12 protein-coding genes and 1 pseudogene are annotated in these 18,033 nt (G+C 61.2%); 1 reads left to right on the top strand and 12 read right to left on the bottom strand.

What is annotated here, in order from left to right:
• Positions 1 to 42: 42 nt before the first annotated feature.
• The 10 genes from gcvT to arcD (ACS4NR_RS15075) all read right to left on the bottom strand — a co-directional run bounded on the left by gcvT (position 43) and on the right by arcD (ACS4NR_RS15075) (position 13,549).
• Positions 43 to 1,167, bottom strand: a complete 1,125-nt coding sequence (gene gcvT, locus ACS4NR_RS15120; protein WP_456017788.1) for a glycine cleavage system aminomethyltransferase GcvT — start codon at positions 1,165 to 1,167, stop codon at positions 43 to 45.
• Between the two features lie 51 nt (positions 1,168 to 1,218).
• Positions 1,219 to 2,595, bottom strand: a complete 1,377-nt coding sequence (locus ACS4NR_RS15115; RefSeq protein ID WP_456017787.1) for an L-serine ammonia-lyase — start codon at positions 2,593 to 2,595, stop codon at positions 1,219 to 1,221.
• A 207-nt stretch (positions 2,596 to 2,802) separates the two neighbouring features.
• Entirely contained in the window at positions 2,803 to 5,655 is a 2,853-nt protein-coding gene (gene gcvP / locus ACS4NR_RS15110) for an aminomethyl-transferring glycine dehydrogenase (RefSeq protein WP_456017786.1), read from the bottom strand.
• Between the two features lie 11 nt (positions 5,656 to 5,666).
• On the bottom strand, positions 5,667 to 6,050 hold the full coding sequence (gcvH, locus tag ACS4NR_RS15105; RefSeq protein WP_095137041.1) for a glycine cleavage system protein GcvH: 384 nt from the start codon (positions 6,048 to 6,050) through the stop codon (positions 5,667 to 5,669).
• A gap of 437 nt (positions 6,051 to 6,487) precedes the next feature.
• Positions 6,488 to 7,996, bottom strand: a complete 1,509-nt coding sequence (locus ACS4NR_RS15100) for a sigma-54-dependent transcriptional regulator (protein WP_095137042.1) — start codon at positions 7,994 to 7,996, stop codon at positions 6,488 to 6,490.
• A gap of 210 nt (positions 7,997 to 8,206) precedes the next feature.
• Positions 8,207 to 8,569, bottom strand: coding sequence for a DUF5064 family protein (locus tag ACS4NR_RS15095; protein WP_007908047.1), 363 nt, complete (start codon positions 8,567 to 8,569; stop codon positions 8,207 to 8,209).
• A gap of 62 nt (positions 8,570 to 8,631) precedes the next feature.
• A complete protein-coding gene (arcC, locus tag ACS4NR_RS15090) occupies positions 8,632 to 9,561 on the bottom strand; it encodes a carbamate kinase (RefSeq protein ID WP_047599539.1) in 930 nt (309 codons plus the stop codon).
• A 192-nt stretch (positions 9,562 to 9,753) separates the two neighbouring features.
• Positions 9,754 to 10,764, bottom strand: coding sequence for an ornithine carbamoyltransferase (locus tag ACS4NR_RS15085; RefSeq protein ID WP_047296014.1), 1,011 nt, complete (start codon positions 10,762 to 10,764; stop codon positions 9,754 to 9,756).
• A 69-nt stretch (positions 10,765 to 10,833) separates the two neighbouring features.
• On the bottom strand, positions 10,834 to 12,090 hold the full coding sequence (gene arcA / locus ACS4NR_RS15080) for an arginine deiminase (protein ID WP_095137045.1): 1,257 nt from the start codon (positions 12,088 to 12,090) through the stop codon (positions 10,834 to 10,836).
• A gap of 31 nt (positions 12,091 to 12,121) precedes the next feature.
• A complete protein-coding gene (gene arcD / locus ACS4NR_RS15075; RefSeq protein ID WP_095137046.1) occupies positions 12,122 to 13,549 on the bottom strand; it encodes an arginine-ornithine antiporter in 1,428 nt (475 codons plus the stop codon).
• Positions 13,550 to 14,139: 590 nt separating this feature from the next.
• Here arcD (ACS4NR_RS15075) and arcD (ACS4NR_RS15070) point away from each other — a divergent pair.
• Complete coding sequence (arcD, locus tag ACS4NR_RS15070; RefSeq protein WP_115984260.1) at positions 14,140 to 15,567, top strand: arginine-ornithine antiporter; 1,428 nt, start codon at positions 14,140 to 14,142, stop codon at positions 15,565 to 15,567.
• A gap of 121 nt (positions 15,568 to 15,688) precedes the next feature.
• Here arcD (ACS4NR_RS15070) and ACS4NR_RS15065 read toward each other — a convergent pair whose 3' ends face one another.
• Entirely contained in the window at positions 15,689 to 17,035 is a 1,347-nt protein-coding gene (locus ACS4NR_RS15065; RefSeq protein ID WP_456017785.1) for a CoA transferase, read from the bottom strand.
• Between the two features lie 191 nt (positions 17,036 to 17,226).
• Positions 17,227 to 17,751, bottom strand: a pseudogene (locus ACS4NR_RS15060) (methyl-accepting chemotaxis protein); the annotation flags it as partial.
• Between the last annotated feature and the right edge of the window lie 282 nt (positions 17,752 to 18,033).

Raw genomic sequence — 18,033 nt, 5'->3', positions numbered from 1 at the left:
GTGCACGCATAACGCAATCGCGTTACTTATAGAAACAGTCAATCAACCGCGATAGTAGCTTTGTGGAACAAATGGCATTTTGCTTACAAGCATTTGCACCTTTTTCCCACGAACGATGGCCCAGACTGGCGTATCCAGGGTGACATAAGCGCTGTCGAGGTAACCCATCGCCAACGGGCCGCCCAGGGTCGGACCGAAGCCGCCGCTGCACACGCTGCCGATGATTTCGCCGGCTTCGTTGACGATTTCTGCGCCTTCACGCACTGGCGTACGTTCCTGCGGCAGCAGGCCGACGCGTTTGCGCGCGACGCCGTTCTGCTGCTGAGCGAAAACTGTCTCTGCCCCAGGGAAACCACCGGCCCGCGCGCCGTCGGCACGGCGTGGCTTGGAGATCGCCCATAACAGGCTGGCTTCGATCGGCGTGGTGTCGGTGTTCATGTCGTGGCCATACAGGCACAGGCCGGCTTCCAGGCGCAGCGAGTCGCGGGCGCCGAGGCCGATGGCCTGGACTTCCGGTTCGGCCAGAAGGGCGCGGGCGAGTTTTTCCGCAGCGGCGGCGGGCACCGAGATTTCGAAACCGTCTTCACCGGTGTAACCCGAACGGCTGACGAAGCAATCCACGCCCAGCAGTTGTACGCGGTTGAACTGCATGAACGTCATCTTCGCCACTTCTGGGGCAAGACGCGCCAGCACGGTGACCGCAGCCGGACCCTGCAACGCCAGCAGCGCGCGCGCTTCGAACAGCTCCGTAATGGTGCACTGATCACCGATGTGCTGTTGCAGATGCGCCAGATCCTGATCCTTGCACGCGGCGTTGACCACCAGGAACAGCTCGTCGTTTCCGAGGTTGGCGACCATCAGGTCGTCGAGGATGCCGCCGTTGTCGTTGGTGAACATCGCGTAGCGCTGCATGCCCACCGGCAGGTCGATGATGTCCACCGGCACCAGGGTTTCCAGAGCCTTGGCGGCATTGGCGCCGGTCAGGCGGATCTGGCCCATGTGCGACACATCGAACAGCCCGGCCTGCTCACGGGTGTGCTGGTGTTCCTTCATCACGCCCAGCGGGTATTGCACCGGCATGTCGTAGCCGGCGAACGGCACCATGCGGGCGCCGAGTTCGATATGCAGAGCGTGCAGCGGGGTTTTCGACAGTTGTTCGGTGGACATGCGGAACTCCTTGATTCACACCAACCCTCTCCCGCAGGGAAAGGGGGCTAATTAGCATTCGATAATGTTGACTGCCAGACCACCACGGGCGGTCTCTTTGTATTTGCTTTTCATGTCGGCGCCGGTCTGGCGCATGGTGCGGATGACCTTGTCGAGAGAGACGAAGTGTTGCCCGTCGCCACGCATGGCCATGCGCACCGCGTTGATCGCTTTCACCGAGCCCATGGCGTTGCGCTCGATACACGGCACCTGCACCAGCCCGCCAATCGGGTCGCAGGTCAGGCCGAGGTTGTGTTCCATGCCGATTTCCGCGGCGTTTTCCACTTGCTGCACGCTGCCGCCAAGCACTTCGCACAGCGCGCCGGCGGCCATCGAGCAGGCCACGCCGACCTCGCCCTGACAGCCGACTTCGGCGCCGGAGATCGAGGCGTTTTCCTTGTACAGAATGCCGATCGCGGCGGCGGTCAACAGAAAGCGCACCACGCCGTCATCATTCGCACCCGGGATAAAACGCATGTAGTAATGCAGCACCGCCGGAATAATCCCTGCCGCGCCATTGGTCGGCGCGGTGACCACGCGGCCGCCGTTGGCGTTTTCTTCGTTGACGGCGAGGGCGTACAGGTTGACCCAGTCGAGCACCGACAGCGGATCGCGCAGTGCCGATTCCGGGTTCTTGCACAGTTGCCGATGTAATGCCGCCGCCCGGCGTTTGACCTTCAGCCCGCCCGGCAGAATGCCTTCGTTGCGGCATCCGGCGGCGACGCAGTCCTGCATCACTTGCCAGATTTTCAGCAGACCGGCGCGGGTTTCCGCTTCAGGGCGCCAGGCACTTTCATTGGTCAGCATCACTTGGCTGATGGACAGACCGTAGGTAGCGCAATGGCCGAGCAAGTCCTTGGCACTTTTGAACGGGAAGGTCAGCGGTGTCGCGTCTTCGACGATGCGGTCGGCACCAGCCGCATCTTCATCGACCACAAAGCCGCCACCGACCGAGTAGTACTCGCGGCTGCGGATCTGAATACCGGCAGCATCGAAGGCACGAAAGATCATGCCGTTGGGGTGATAGGCCAACGGTTTGCGGATCATCGCCAGGTGTTCTTTCTCGTTGAACGCAATGCTGTGTTCACCGAGCAGGTTCAGCCGGCCATTGCCGCGAATTTCCTGCAGGCGCGCGGCGACGGTTTCGGTGTCGACGGTGTCCGGGTGTTCACCTTCAAGGCCGAGCAGCACGGCCTTGTCGCTGCCGTGACCCTTGCCGGTGGCGCCGAGCGAGCCGTACAGCTCGACTTTGATGGTGCTGGTTGCCGACAGCAGGTCGTCGCGGCGCAGGCCTTCGGCGAAGCGCGCAGCGGCACGCATCGGGCCGACGGTGTGGGAGCTGGAAGGGCCGATGCCAATCTTGAACAGGTCGAACACGCTTAACGACATGAGTGGTTCTCCGGTTTCTTGTTATAGGAATTGGCGCAAGCTCGAGGCTGGACACAAATCCCCTGTGGGAGCGGGCTTGCTCGCGAATGCGGTTTATCAGTCGCCATCAATGTTGCCTGACACACCGCATTCGCGAGCAAGCCCGCTCCCACATTTGGATCTGTGGTGTTGCTGAAAATCGGGGCAGGTCAACCCGCCCCTCATTCATTAAGCGTAGCTTTCGATCGACGGGCAGGCGCAGACCAGGTTGCGGTCGCCGAAGACGTTGTCGACGCGACCGACCGGCGGCCAGTATTTGCCTTCGACCAACGACGCTACCGGATAAACGGCCTGCTCGCGGCTGTACGGGTGGGTCCACTCGCCGACCAGCTCCGCCGCGGTGTGCGGGGCGTTTTTCAGCGGGTTGTCGTCCTTGTCCAGCGTGCCGTTTTCCACCGCGCGGATTTCTTCGCGGATGCGGATCATGGCGTCGCAGAAGCGGTCCAGCTCTTCTTTGGATTCGCTTTCGGTCGGCTCGATCATCAGCGTGCCGGCGACCGGGAACGACATGGTCGGGGCGTGGAAGCCGAAGTCGATCAGACGCTTGGCGACGTCATCGACGCTGATGCCGCTGCTGTCTTTCAGCGGACGCAGGTCGAGGATGCATTCGTGCGCCACCAGCCCGTTGCTGCCGGTGTACAGCACTGGATAGTGCTCTTCGAGGCGACGGGAAATGTAGTTGGCATTGAGGATCGCCAGTTGCGAAGCACGCTTCAGACCGGCGCCACCCATCATGCGAATGTACATCCAGGTGATCGGCAGAATGCTCGCGCTGCCGAACGGCGCTGCGCAGACCGCACCTTCCTTGCGTTGCATCTGACCGTGACCCGGCAGGAACGGGGTCAGGTGCGACTTGACGCCGATCGGGCCGACGCCCGGGCCGCCACCGCCGTGCGGAATGCAGAAGGTTTTGTGCAGGTTCAGGTGCGACACGTCGCCGCCGAACTTGCCTGGTGCGCAGAGGCCGACCATCGCGTTCATGTTGGCGCCATCGATGTACACCTGGCCGCCGTTGTCATGAATGATCCCGCAGATTTCGCGAATGCCTTCTTCGAACACGCCGTGGGTCGACGGGTAGGTGATCATCAGCGCGGCGAGGTGCTCGCGGTGCTCGATGGCCTTGGCGCGCAGGTCTTCGATATCGACGTTGCCACGGGCATCGCACGCGGTCACCACCACGCGCATGCCGGCCATGTTGGCGGTGGCCGGGTTGGTGCCGTGGGCGGACGAAGGGATCAGGCAGATGTCGCGGCGCTCGTCGCCACGGCTCTGGTGGTAAGCGCGGATCGCCAAGAGGCCTGCGTATTCGCCTTGCGAACCGGCGTTCGGTTGCAGCGAAATCGAGTCGTAACCGGTGGCGGCGCAGAGCATCGCTTCCAGTTCATCGGTCAGTTGTTGATAACCGGCGCTTTGTGCGGCCGGGGCGAACGGGTGCAGGGCGCCGAATTCGGCCCAGGTCACCGGGATCATTTCGCTGGCGGCGTTGAGTTTCATGGTGCACGAGCCCAGCGGGATCATGGTGCGATCCAGTGCCAGGTCCTTGTCCGCCAGTTTGCGCAGGTAGCGCATCAGCTCGGTTTCCGAGTGATAACGGTTGAACACCGGGTGGCTGAGGATCGGCGACTGACGTACTAGCGCCGCCGGAATGGTGCTTTGCACCGAAGCGGCCAGCGCAGCGAAGTCCGGCAGGGCCTTGCCGTCGGCGAACAGGTCCCACAGGGTTTCGATGTCAGCCTGAGTGGTGGTTTCGTCCACCGACAGGCCCAGACGCTCGGCATCGATCACGCGCAGGTTGATCTGCTGTGCATGCGCCTTGTCGTGCAGCGCGGCGGTGTGTGCGCCGGTGGCTACGGTCAGGGTGTCGAAGAAGCTTGTCTGCTCGACGGTCCGGCCCAGTGCGCTCAGGCCCTTGGCCAGAATCGCGGTCAGGTGATGCACGCGGTTGGCGATCCGGGTCAGGCCTTTCGGGCCGTGGTACACGGCGTACATGCTGGCGATGTTGGCCAGCAGCACCTGCGCGGTGCAGATGTTCGAGGTGGCCTTCTCGCGGCGGATGTGTTGCTCACGGGTCTGCATCGCCAGACGCAGGGCCGGCTTGCCGAAACGGTCAACCGAAACACCGACCAGACGGCCCGGCATGTCGCGCTTGAACGCATCTTTAGTCGAGAAGTAAGCGGCGTGCGGGCCACCGAAGCCCAGCGGTACGCCGAAGCGTTGTGCGGAACCGATGGCGACGTCGGCGCCGAACTCGCCCGGAGCGCTCAGCAAAGTCAGGGCCAGCAGATCGGCAGCCACGGCCACCAGTGCGTTGGCGGCGTGGAAGCGCTCGGTCAGTTCGCGGTAGTCGAACAGGTCACCATTGCTCGCCGGGTATTGCAGCAGTGCGCCGAAGAACGGCGTGACGTCGCTCAGTTCACGCTCATCGCCGACCACCACTTCGATGCCCAGCGGCTCGGCACGGGTACGCAGCACGTCGAGGGTTTGCGGGTGGCTGTGGATCGAGGCGAAGAACTGGTGGCTGCCCTTGTTCTTGCTCAGGCGTTTGCAGAAGGTCATGGCTTCGGCAGCGGCGGTGGCTTCGTCGAGCAAGGAAGCGTTGGCGATCGGCAGGCCGGTGAGGTCGCTGATCAGGGTCTGGAAGTTCAGAAGCGCTTCGAGACGACCCTGGGAAATTTCCGGCTGGTACGGGGTGTAAGCGGTGTACCAGGCCGGGTTTTCCAGCAGGTTGCGCAGGATTGGCGACGGCGTGTGGCAGTTGTAGTAGCCCTGGCCGATGTAGGTCTTGAACAGTTGGTTTTTGCCGGCGATGGACTTGATCATCGCCAGTGCATCGGCTTCGCTCAGGCCGTCGTCCATGCCGAGCACGCTGGTGCCCTTGATGCTTTCCGGGATGACGCTGGCGCTGAGGGCTTCGAGCGAGTCGAAGCCGAGGCTGTTGAGCATGGCTTGCTCGTCAGCGGCGCGCGGGCCGATGTGACGGGCGATGAATTCGTTGGCAGTGCCGAGGTTTACTTGGGTCATGTCGCTACTCCTCAGGCTTCGGCTTGGGCTTTGATCAAACGGTCGTAGGCGTCCTGATCCAGCAGTTTTGCTACAGCCGAGGCGTCGCTTGGCTGGAAGCGGAAGAACCAGCCTTCGCCCAGCGGATCTTCGTTGACCAGTTCCGGTGCGTCTTGCAGCGCCGGGTTGACTTCCAGTACATCGCCATCGAGGGGCATGTATACACCGCTGGCGGCTTTCACCGATTCCACGGTGGCGGCTTCGGCGCCTTTTTCGTAAGCCTGCAGCTCAGGCAGTTGCACGAACACCACGTCGCCCAAAGCGTTCTGCGCGAAAGCGGTGATGCCGACAGTAACGCTGCCGTCAGCTTCGGTGCGCAGCCATTCGTGATCTTCAGTAAAACGCAACTCGCTCATGGAAACTCCTAAGGGGGGCCAGACTCGTCTGGTGGACGCGGTGGAAGGCTTGGGCATGAAAGCCCTGATTTTATGAGCGGTTACTTAGCAAGAACACGGCCAGATTGTATTTTTCTATACAAATCAAATGGTTATGTGTTTCTGGTTGTGGTGGGAATGAGGCCTCTGTAGCGAAATCGCTACAGCTTGGGGCGGGGAGAAAAGCTGAAGCGGATCAAAGCCTTGCACAGCGGTGATCGGAGGAGAGTGTATCGATATCGTTCCGCTGTAGCGCTTTCAGTACAGATGGAGGTCGGTTTTGAACGGATTTCAAATCCACCGCAGATCATTGTAGGAGTGAGCCTGCTCGCGATAGCAGTGTGTCAGACGCCGCAAATGTTGAATGTCAGACCGCATTCGCGAGCAAGCCCGCTCCCACATTTTTGACCGCGTGCGGCTTACGGTTTGTTGGGAATGCCGTATTTGCGCAGGCGATGGGCGATTGCCGTGTGCGAGGTTTGCAGGCGGCTGGCCAGTTGGCGGGTCGAGGGGTAGCTGACGTAGAGTTTTTCCAGCAGCGATTTTTCGAAGGACTCAACGGCCTGTTCGAGGCTGTCGACGTCGCTGTCGGTCTGCCGCGCCACCGAGGTGCCAGCGATGTCGAGGTCGCCGATATCGACCAGGCTGCTTTCGCAGATCGCTGCGGCGCGGAAGATCACGTTCTGCAATTGCCGCACGTTGCCCGGCCAGCGGTTGCCGAGCAGCGCTGGATAAGTCCCCGGTGCCAGGCGACACACCGGGCGCTGGATCTGCGCACAAGCCTGCTGCATGAAGTAGCGCGCCAGCAGCAGAATGTCCTGGCCACGCTCACGCAGCGGCGGCACTTCGACGTTGAGCACGTTGAGGCGGTAGAACAGGTCTTCGCGGAACAGGCCTTCGCTGACCATTTTTTCCAGGTCGCGGTGGGTCGCGCTGAGGATCCGCACGTTGACCTTTACTTCGCGATCACCGCCGACCCGACGGAAGCTGCCGTCATTCAGAAAGCGCAATAACTTGGCCTGCAAGTACGGCGACATCTCGCCGATCTCGTCGAGAAATACCGTGCCCTGGTTGGCCAGTTCCATCAGTCCGGGTTTGCCGCCACGCGCCGCGCCGGTGAAGGCGCCGGGGGCGTAGCCGAACAGTTCGCTCTCGGCGAGGTTTTCCGGCAGCGCCGCGCAGTTAAGCGCGAGGAATGGCGCACTGTGCCGGGCGCTGATGGCGTGGCAGGCGCGGGCCACCAGTTCTTTACCGGTGCCGGTTTCGCCCTGAATCAGCAGCGGCGCATCGAGGGCAGCCACCCGTTGCGCGCGAGCCTTGAGGGTGCGGATCGCCGGGGATTCGCCAAGCAAAGCATCGAAGCCTTCGGCGTGGTCATGGTGCAACGCCGAGAGCTGTTCGCCGATGCGATTTGGCTGATACAGGGTCAGCAGCGCGCCGGCGTCGGTGATCGGTGTGGCGTCGAGCAGCAGGGTCTGGCCGTTGACGGTAATCTCGCGCAACGGCAGGCGGAAGCCTTGTTCGAGCAGGGTTTCCAGCAGGCCGGGATCGTTGAACAGTTCCGAGACACTTTCCCCCGCCGGTTCGCGGCCATACAGGGCGATCAGTGCCGGGTTGGCCAGCAGCACCTTGCCGGCGCTATCGAGGGCGAGTACCGGATCGGTCATCGCCGCGAGCAGTGCATCAAGCTGCAGATGCCGCCGCTGGCCGGGGAGAATGTCGACCACCACCACGGCCTCCACGCCGCGCACCCGGAACAAAGCATCTTTGAGCTCTTCGAGCACTTGCGGGCTCAAGGTCGGGGCGTCGATGTAGACGTTGGGCGGGATCATCTCCACCGCATCCAGATTGAGATTGCGCCCACCGAGGATAGCCAGGACTTCCTGGGTGATGCCGACGCGGTCGATGAAGCTGACGTGGATACGCATGGGGGCGGTTCAGTGTTCTGGAATGCGGAGGGGGGCAAGTATGCCTTGGGGCGGGGCAATGGTGAAACCGGACACAGGATTTCAGGCCAACACGGATCCCTTGTAGGAGTGAGCCTGCTCGCGATAGCGGTGTGTCAGAAACAACGATGTTGACTGATACACCGCTATCGCGAGCAGGCTCACTCCTACAGGGGATGTGCAAAATCCAGGTTATTCGAAGTGCTCGAGATTTACCGGGTCGCCGGACTTCATATCAAGTTGCTTGCGGATGTCTTCAAACATCATGTCGTAATGCTTGTGAACCGAGCCGATCTGGCTGTGGGTCTTGGGAATGCCGTACTTCTCGGCGATTTTCGTCACATTGTTGGCAAAGTTGTAGGCCTCCTCTTTGGGCAGGAAGAAGGTCTCTTTCATGTCCTTGCCCTGAAGGTTGCCGTGCATCGTGAACTGGATGCCTTTGCCTTTCTGCGGATCGGTGAACACTTCATAGTCGAGGTGCACGTTGTAACTGACGTCATCCGGAGTCAGTGCGTGCCGCTCAATGTGCAAATGACCGGGTTCAAACTGGGCCATGGGTTTCTCCTTTCAAGGCATGGGAGAAGGGCAGACCCTCGGTCTGCCCCCGGAGTTTCTAGTTATCGATAGCTGATGCCCGGCTTCGCCGTGCTGACGCGTGTACCGGCAGTGCCCTGGACGATTGCTTCGATGTCCGCCAGCGAGCCGATCACCGCGACCTTGCCAGTATGGCGCGCGAATTCGCAGGCTGCCTGCACCTTCGGTCCCATGGAGCCGGCGGCAAAACCCAGACGTTCCAGCTCATCCGGGTGCGCCTCGGCAATGGCTTTCTGCGTCGGTTTGCCGTAGTCGATGAACGCCGCATTGACGTCGGTGGCGATCACCAGCAAATCCGCTTCCAGTTGTTCGGCGAGCAACGACGAGCACAGATCCTTGTCGATCACCGCCTCGATGCCCTTGAGGTTGCGGTGCTCGTCGTACATGGTCGGAATCCCGCCGCCGCCCGCGCAAATGACGATGCTGCCCTTGTCCAGCAACCACTTGATCGGGCGGATTTCGAAGATGCGTTTTGGCCGTGGGCTGGCCACCACACGACGGAACTTGTCGCCGTCCGGAGCAATGGCCCAGCCTTTTTCGGCGGCGAGTTTTTCTGCTTCGGCCTTGTCGTAGACCGGGCCGATCGGTTTGCTCGGGTTCTGGAAGGCCGGGTCCTTGGCATCGACTTCGACCTGGGTCAGCAGGGTGGCGAACGGCACTTCGAAGTCCAGCAGGTTGCCCAGTTCCTGTTCGATGATGTAGCCGATCATGCCTTCGGTTTCGGCACCGAGCACGTCCAGCGGGTAAGGGGTGACGGAGGTGTAGGCCGCCGCTTGCAGCGACAGCAGGCCGACTTGCGGGCCATTGCCGTGGGCGATGACCAGTTGGTTGCCGGGGTGGATCTTGGCGATTTGCTCGGTGGCGATGCGGATGTTGGCGCGCTGGTTGTCAGCGGTCATCGGCTCGCCACGACGGAGCAGGGCGTTACCGCCCAGAGCTACGACGATACGCATGGTGCATGTCCTTCTAAAACAGAGGAATGGCAAACGACTCGGTCGCACTGCCGGAACCGGGGGCCTTGGTGGGAGGGGGCTTGCTCCCGAAGGCGGCGGATCAGTCGACATCTCTGTTGAATGAGACACCGCTTTCGCGAGCAAGCCCGCTCCCACATTGGGATTCGGTTCCTTCAGTGGGAGCTATTTCAGTTACAGATCAGCCAGGGTCGAAACCAGGATCGCCTTGATCGTGTGCATGCGGTTTTCCGCTTGCTCGAAGGCGATGCAGGCGGGCGACTCGAACACGTCGTCGGTCACTTCGATGCCGTTGGCCAGATGCGGATACTGTTCGGCGATCTGTTTGCCGACCTTGGTATCGCTGTTGTGGAACGCCGGCAGGCAGTGCATGAACTTGGTGCGTGGGTTGCCGGTGGCTTTCATCAGCTCGGCGTTGACCTGGTACGGCAGCAGTTGCTGGATACGTTCGGCCCAGGCTTCGACCGGCTCGCCCATCGACACCCAGACGTCGGTGTGGATGAAGTCGACGCCTTTGACTGCGGCTTTCGGGTCTTCGGTCAGGGTGATGCGGGCGCCGGATTCTTCCGCGTATTTCTTGCAGCGATCGACCAGATCGTCATGCGGCCACAGGGCTTTCGGCGCGCAGATGCGCACGTCCATGCCGAGCTTGGCGCCGACCAGCAGCAGCGAGTTGCCCATGTTGTTGCGCGCATCGCCGAGGTAGGCGTAGCTGATTTCGTGGATCGGCTTGTCGGCGTGTTCACGCATGGTCAGCACGTCGGCGATCATCTGGGTCGGGTGATATTCATCAGTCAGACCGTTGAACACCGGCACTCCGGCGAACTTCGCCAGCTCTTCGACGATTTCCTGTTTGAAGCCACGGTACTCGATGGCGTCGTACATGCGACCCAGCACGCGAGCCGTGTCTTTCATGCTTTCCTTGTGGCCGATCTGCGACGAGTTCGGGTCGATGTAGGTGACGTTGGCGCCTTGGTCGTAGGCCGCCACTTCGAACGCGCAACGGGTACGGGTCGAGGTTTTTTCGAAGATCAGGGCGATGTTGTTGCCCTTCAGGTGTTGCTGCTCGGTGCCGGTGTACTTGGCGCGTTTCAGATCGCGGGACAGGTCGAGCAGGTAACGCAGCTCACGTGGGGTGTGGTGTTCCAGGCTGAGCAGGTTACGGTTGTGGATGTTGAACGCCATGATGATTCTCCTTGGATTCGGTAATCGGCCCGGCCGCTACAGGGTGAGTGCGGCCGGGGAGATGGTCGTTTAGTAATCGATTGGGTCGCGGATGATTGGGCAGGTCATGCAGTGGCCGCCGCCACGGCCACGGCCCAGTTCACCGGCGCTGATGGTGATGACCTCGACGCCTGCCTTGCGCAACAGAGTGTTGGTGTAGGTGTTGCGGTCGTAGCCGATGACCACGCCCGGTTCCACGGCCACCACGTTATTGCCGTCGTCCCATTGCTCGCGTTCGGCGGCGAAGCTGTTGCCGCCGGTTTCCACCACGCGCAGTTTCGGCAGGTTGAGCGCAGCGGCGACGGTGTCGAGGAAGCTGCCTTCTTCGCGGCGGATGTCGATGCCGCCCTGTTTGCTTTCGTCAGGGCGCAGGGTGAAAGCGACGATCTGGTTGACCACTTCCGGGAAAATCGTCACCAGGTCGCGATCGCAGAAACTGAACACGGTGTCCAGGTGCATCGCGGCGCGGGACTTCGGCAGGCCGGCGACGATGACTTTTTCCACGGCTTTGTTCTTGAACAGGTTCAGCGCGAGTTGGCCGATGGCCTGACGGGATGAGCGTTCGCCCATGCCGATCAACACCACGCCGTTGCCGATCGGCATCACGTCGCCGCCCTCGAGGGTCGAGCTGCCGTGATCCTTGTCCGGGTCGCCGTACCAGATTTCGAAATCGGCGTTGGTGAACTGCGGGTGGAATTTGTAGATGGCAGTGGTCAGCAGGGTTTCCTGACGTCGCGCCGGCCAGTACATCGGGTTCAGCGTCACGCCGCCATAGATCCAGCAGGTGGTGTCGCGGGTGAACTGGGTGTTCGGCAGCGGCGGCAGGATGAAGCTGGAGTGGCCGAGGAAGTCGCGAAACATCTGGATGGTCTTGCCACCGAAGCTGTCCGGCAGATCATCGGCGGATACGCCGCCAATCAGGTATTCGGCGATGTGTCGCGGCTCAAGGCTTTTCAGCCAGGATTTGACTTCGCTGATCAGGCCCAGGCCCACCGAGTCGGCGGTGACCTTGCGATCGAGAATCCAGTCCAGCGCCTCCGGGATGGCGACGATGTCGGTCAGCAGGTTGTGCATTTCCAGCACGTCGATCCCGCGTTCACGCATCTTGGTCACGAAGTCGAAGTGGTCGCGCTTGGCCTGGGCGACCCACAGTACATCGTCGAACAGCAGTTCATCGCAGTTGTTCGGGGTCAGCCGCTGGTGGGCCAGACCTGGGGAGCAAACCATGACTTTGCGCAGTTTGCCGGCTTCGGAATGGACGCCGTACTTAACTTTTTCCGTGGTCATTGCAGTGATCCTCCAGATTACAAATCAAGGGTTACAAGGTCAGGAAGCCGTCGTAGAGACCGTAGGCAGCCACCAGGGCACCCACGACGACTGCGGCGAAAATCAGCTTCTCGACGTTAGTGAAAATCGGTTGTTTGAGTTCCAGCTTGGCCTTGGCGAACAGGATCGCGCCGGGTGCGTAGAGCAGGGCCGAGAGCAGCAGATACTTGACCCCGCCGGCATACAGCAGCCACACCGCGTAGATCAGCGCGATGCCGCCGATAATCAGATCCTTGCGTCGTTCGGCCGCGAAGCCTTCGTAGCTTTCGCCGCGCACCGCCAGCAGCAGGGCATAGGCCGCCGACCACAGGTACGGCACCAGAATCATCGAAGTGGCGAGGTAGATCAGCGACAGGTAAGTACTCGCCGAAAACAGGGTGATGATCAGGAAAATCTGCACCATCGCGTTGGTCAGCCACAGGGCGTTGACCGGTACGTGGTTGGCGTTTTCCTTGCGCAGGAACTCCGGCATGGTGTGGTCTTTGGCGGCGGCGAACATGATCTCCGCACACAGCAGCACCCACGACAGCAGCGCACCCAGTAGCGAGATGATCAGACCGACGCTGATCAGCACCGCGCCCCAATGACCAACCACGTGCTCAAGCACGGCGGCCATCGACGGGTTCTGCAGTTTGGCCAGTTCCGGCTGAGTCATGATGCCCAGCGACAGCACGTTGACCAGCACCAGGAACAGCAGCACGGTGATGAAACCGATGACGGTGGCTTTACCCACGTCCGAGCGTTTTTCGGCGCGGGCCGAGAAGATGCTTGCACCCTCGATACCGATGAACACCCACACGGTGACCAGCATCATGTTGCGCACCTGGTTCATCACGCTGCCCAGATCCGGGTTTTTCACACCCCAGATGTCAGCGGTGAAGATGTCCAGTTTGAAAGCGAAAATCGCGATCAGGACGAACAGCAGCAGCGGCACGACTTTGGCGACGGTGGTCACCAGGTTGATGAACGCCGCTTCCTTGATCCCGCGCAGTACCAGAAAGTGCACGGCCCACAGCAGCACCGAGGCGCCGATCACCGCCGCTACCGTGTTGCCTTCGCCGAAAATCGGAAAGAAATACCCGAGGGTGCTGAACAACAGAACAAAGTAGCCAACGTTGCCCAGCCAGGCGCTGATCCAGTAACCCCAGGCGGACGAGAAACCCATGTAATCGCCGAATCCGGCCTTGGCATAGGCGTAGACACCGCCGTCCAGGTCAGGCTTGCGATTGGCGAGGGTTTGGAAGACAAAAGCGAGGGTGAGCATGCCGACAGCGGTGATGGCCCAACCAATCAATACCGCGCCGACGTCGGCGCTGGCGGCCATGTTTTGTGGCAAAGAGAATATCCCGCCACCGATCATTGAGCCGACGACCAAGGCAACCAGTGCACCTAATCGTAGTTTTCCGGGAGCTTCAGACATTGCATGACTCCATTGCAGGAGAGAAGAGTTCACAGCGTAATGCTGTTGTCTGTTCAAACAGCTGACTTGGATCAGTTCATGGTCACATTCCATTGTTAATGAATGACTTATGAAAGAGCTGATGGCATAAAGCTGCTGCCCGAAAAGGCCCATTCCAGAGGCTTTTGGCAGATGTGGTTGGGAATTTCTCCTATTACTTTGGAATTATCACGCTAGTTGGTTTTCAGCTTTTGGCAAATTTTTCACATCTGTTTTCAGTACAGAATCGAATAATCAGGATTCGCGCACAAAAGCGATTAGTCGTGCTATGCGTTAGCGTTGTTGGCTATATATAAGAGCGGTATTGGCGTTATTCAAAAAACGTACTTACGCTTTATCCGTTTAGTTAATACCCAGAAATAGACACATCTTGTGGCGAGGGGATTTATCCCCGATGGGTGGCGTAGCAGCCCCAGATCCATTAAGCGCGGTGTATCAGGCAGAACGAGTTCTCAGGTTTTGGGGCGGCTATGCCACCCATCGGGGATAAATCCCCTCGCCACAGGTATAAACAGGTTTCGAGAATCGTTGTCAGGAAAAGGGAGACTGGAATGTCGCAACCGACGCAAAAGCTGCGACTGGGTGCATTGATCGCCCTGGTGGTGGGGTCGATGATTGGCGGGGGGATTTTTTCCCTGCCGCAGAACATGGCGGCCCGCGCCGATGCCGGGGCGATCCTGATCGGCTGGGGGATCACCGCCATCGGCATGTTGACCCTGGCCTTCGTGTTCCAGACCCTGGCCAACCGCAAGCCCGAGCTGGACTCGGGCGTCTACGCCTACGCCAAGGCCGGGTTTGGCGACTACATGGGGTTTTCCTCGGCCTGGGGTTACTGGATCAGCGCGTGGCTGGGCAACGTCGGTTATTTCGTCCTGCTGTTCAGCACCCTCGGGTACTTCTTCCCGGTGTTCGGCCAGGGCAACACGCCGATCGCCATCGGCTGCGCGTCGGTGCTGCTGTGGGCGGTGCATTTTCTGGTGATGCGCGGGATCAAGGAGGCGGCGTTCATCAATCAGGTGACCACGGTCGCCAAGATCGTGCCGCTGATCATGTTCATCGTCATTGCGGCAGTGGCGTTCAAGGCCGACATCTTCACGCGCGACATCTGGGGCCGCAGCAACCCGAGCTTCGGCGGGGTGATGGATCAGGTGCGCAACATGATGCTGGTCACGGTGTTCGTGTTCATCGGCATCGAGGGCGCCAGCGTGTACTCGGCGCGCGCGGAGAAACGCAGCGACGTCGGCCGCGCCACGGTGATCGGTTTCATCGGCGTTCTCGCGCTGTTGGTGCTGGTCAACGTGCTGTCGCTGGGGATCATGAGCCAGCCCGAACTGGCAACCCTGCAGAACCCGTCGCTGGCGGCGGTGCTGGAACACATCGTCGGGCCATGGGGCGCTTTGTTGATCAGCCTCGGTCTGGCGGTGTCGCTGCTCGGCGCGCTGCTGTCGTGGGCGCTGCTGTGCGCGGAAATCCTGTTTGCCACGGCCCGGGACAAGACCATGCCGGCGTTCCTGAAAAAGGAAAACGCCAACCATGTGCCGGTCAATGCGCTGTGGCTGACCAACGTGATGATTCAGATTTTCCTGCTGATCACACTGTTTTCCGCCGGCACCTACACCAGCCTGATCTACCTCGCCTCGTCGATGATTCTGGTGCCGTATCTGTGGTCGGCGGCGTACGCGGTGTTGCTCAGCGGACGTGGCGAAACCTACGAACATGCCTCGGCCGAACGCACCAAGGATCTGCTGATTGGCGGGATCGCCCTGTGTTATGCGGTGTGGTTGTTGTATGCCGGCGGGGTGAAGTATTTGCTGCTGTCGGCGTTGCTGTATGCGCCGGGGGTGGTGCTGTTCGCCAAGGCCAAGCATGAGCAGGGTGAGCCGCTGTTCACCCCGGTCGAGAAAGGCATTTTCGCCTGCGTGCTGATCGGCGCGGGGCTGGCGGCCTATGGTTTGTACAGCGGGGTGTTGTCGTTGTAGGTGGATTGATTGTGCATCGGTGGTGTCAGTGCGGGCCTCTTCGCGAGCAAGCCCGCTCCCACAGGGGGAACGCATTTCAAATGTGGGAGCGGGCTTGCTCGCGAAGGGGGCCGAATGGTCATCACCAATGCGGGCTGTGTGAACCCAATTCAGTAGCCGGCAACGCCCACTGCAGCGGCGTCCCGCCGATCTTCACCGGCGCCAGCAAGCGATGCGCCGGCCCCCACGGGGTCTGCTCCAACCGCGAGTCTTGATCCTGTTTATCCTCGACGCGCAACGCTTTGCTCGTTCCCGGTCCGTGTTCGATCAACAGCTTGGCGGTGCGCGCCAGTGACAAGCGTGCTGAACCGCCGCGACCGCTGGGCAAACGTTCAGTGAGCAAGGTGATCGCACTCGCCGCCATCAAATACCCGGTCGCATGATCCAGCGCCTGCACCGGCAACGGCGTCGGCTTGTCAGCCTGCTTCCAGCGCTGTCCGGCCTCGGCGATGCCGCTGCTCATCTGCACCAGGCTGTCGAAGCCGCGCCGGTTGCGCCACGGGCCGCTCCAGCCGTAGGCGTTGAGACTGACGTCGATCAGCCCCGGTGCCAGTTGCCGGCGGCGCTCGGTGCCGAAACCGAGATGTTCCAACGCATCGGCACGGTAGCCGTGCAGCAGGATGTCGGCGTCCTTCAACAGGTTTTCAAACACTACGCGGTCAGCCGGTTGCTGCAAATTCAGCCGCACGCAGCGTTTGCCCAGGGTGACTTCCGGCACCACACCCGGCTCATTCCAGGTCGGCGGGTCGATGCGCAGCACATTGGCGCCGAGGCCGGCGAGAAAACGGCTGGCGGTGGGGCCGGCGAGCACGCGGGTCAGGTCGAGCACTTTGATCCCGGCCAGCGGTTGCGCTACCGAGCCTTGCCACGTGTTGGCCTTTTCATCCTGCGAATCGATGAAATGCACCAGCGGTTCGGCGTTCACCGCCTGGCCTTGCGGATGCTGTTGCCACTGCGCCCAACTGCGCATTTGTGCGGCGCAGCCTTTGGCCCTGACCACTGCTTGTTCCAGATCGGCACTGTTCCATTGCGCGACTTTCGCCGCCATTGCGGCGCGGTCGGCACAGGCACCGAGCACGCTTTCAGCCGCAGCGCGGTGATGCGGGGCGTTGGTGTGCAAGCGGATCCAGCCGTCCTTGGTTGCATAATCGCCGGCGACCGGATCCCACAGCGGCGGGACTTCCCAGCCTATCGGTCGTAACGAAGTGGCGAACCAGAACGAGGCCAGACGTCGATCGACTTCCACCGCGGGCAAGTGCCCGGTCTGTTGCCGGAGCAGCTCGCTGACGGCCTGACCGGCAGCGCCGATGCTGGCGCAGGCCAGATCGGTGACGGCGAACGCCGAGGGCAGGGCGCCGCTGGCGGTGAATGGAATCGGCGTGTGGGGCAAGCCGAGCGCGGCTTGAATGGACGTGAGTAAATCAGTCATCGAAGGCCCTCCGGGAGAGAGGGCGATGATAGTGCAAAAAAATTTCGGGTCAGATGAAAAAACCAAATGCCGAACACTCAACCCTGTGGGAGCGGGCTTGCTCGCGAATGCGGTGTGTCAGTCACTTCAAATGTCGCTGACATACCGCCTTCGCGAGCAAGCCCGCTCCCACAAGGGGACTGCGGTGATTTTCAAACGCGGAACTGATCCATCAGCTTCATCTGCTGGCTCGCCAGGGCATTGAGCTGGCTGCTGATCGCCGCCGATTCAGTCGCCTGTTCAGTCAGGGTTTCAGTCACGGTGCGAATCGCCGAGACGTTGCGGTTGACCTCTTCGGCCACGGCGCTCTGCTGTTCGGCGGCGCTGGCGATCTGCAGGTTCATGTCGCTGATCACGGTCACCGCATCGCTGATCTTGCCCAGCGCATCCACCGCCTGGCGGATCTGCCCGGCGTTGTTGTGCGCCTGGGTCTGGCTCGAATGCATGGTCGCGACCACGCCACGGGTACCGGTCTGGATGCGCTCGATGACGATGCGGATTTCTTCCACCGAATCCTGAGTGCGCTTGGCGAGGTTGCGCACCTCGTCGGCCACCACCGCGAAACCACGGCCGCTTTCCCCGGCGCGGGCCGCTTCGATCGCGGCGTTGAGCGCCAGCAGGTTGGTCTGTTCGGCGATGCTGCGGATCACTTCCAGCACCGAACCGATCTGCTCGCTGTTGACCGCCAGTGCTTCGACTTCGGTCACCGCTTTGCTGACTTCATCGGCCAGTTGATTGATGTCGCGGGTGCTGCGCTCGATGATCGACAGGCCGTCCCTGGCCGACTGATCGGCGCCCTTGGCGGCGTTGGCCGCGTTCGACGCGCTGTTGGCGACGTCATGTGCGGTAGCGCTCATTTCGTTGGAGGCGGTGGCGACCTGATCGATTTCGCGGAACTGCACCTGCATGCCTTCGCTGGTCTGGCGGGCGATTTCCGAAGACTGATCAGCAGTGCCACG

The sequence above is a fragment of the Pseudomonas sp. JQ36 genome (assembly GCF_053851495.1).
The sequence above is the reverse complement of the archived record's forward strand: the minus strand, read 5'-3'. Positions and strand labels throughout refer to the sequence as shown.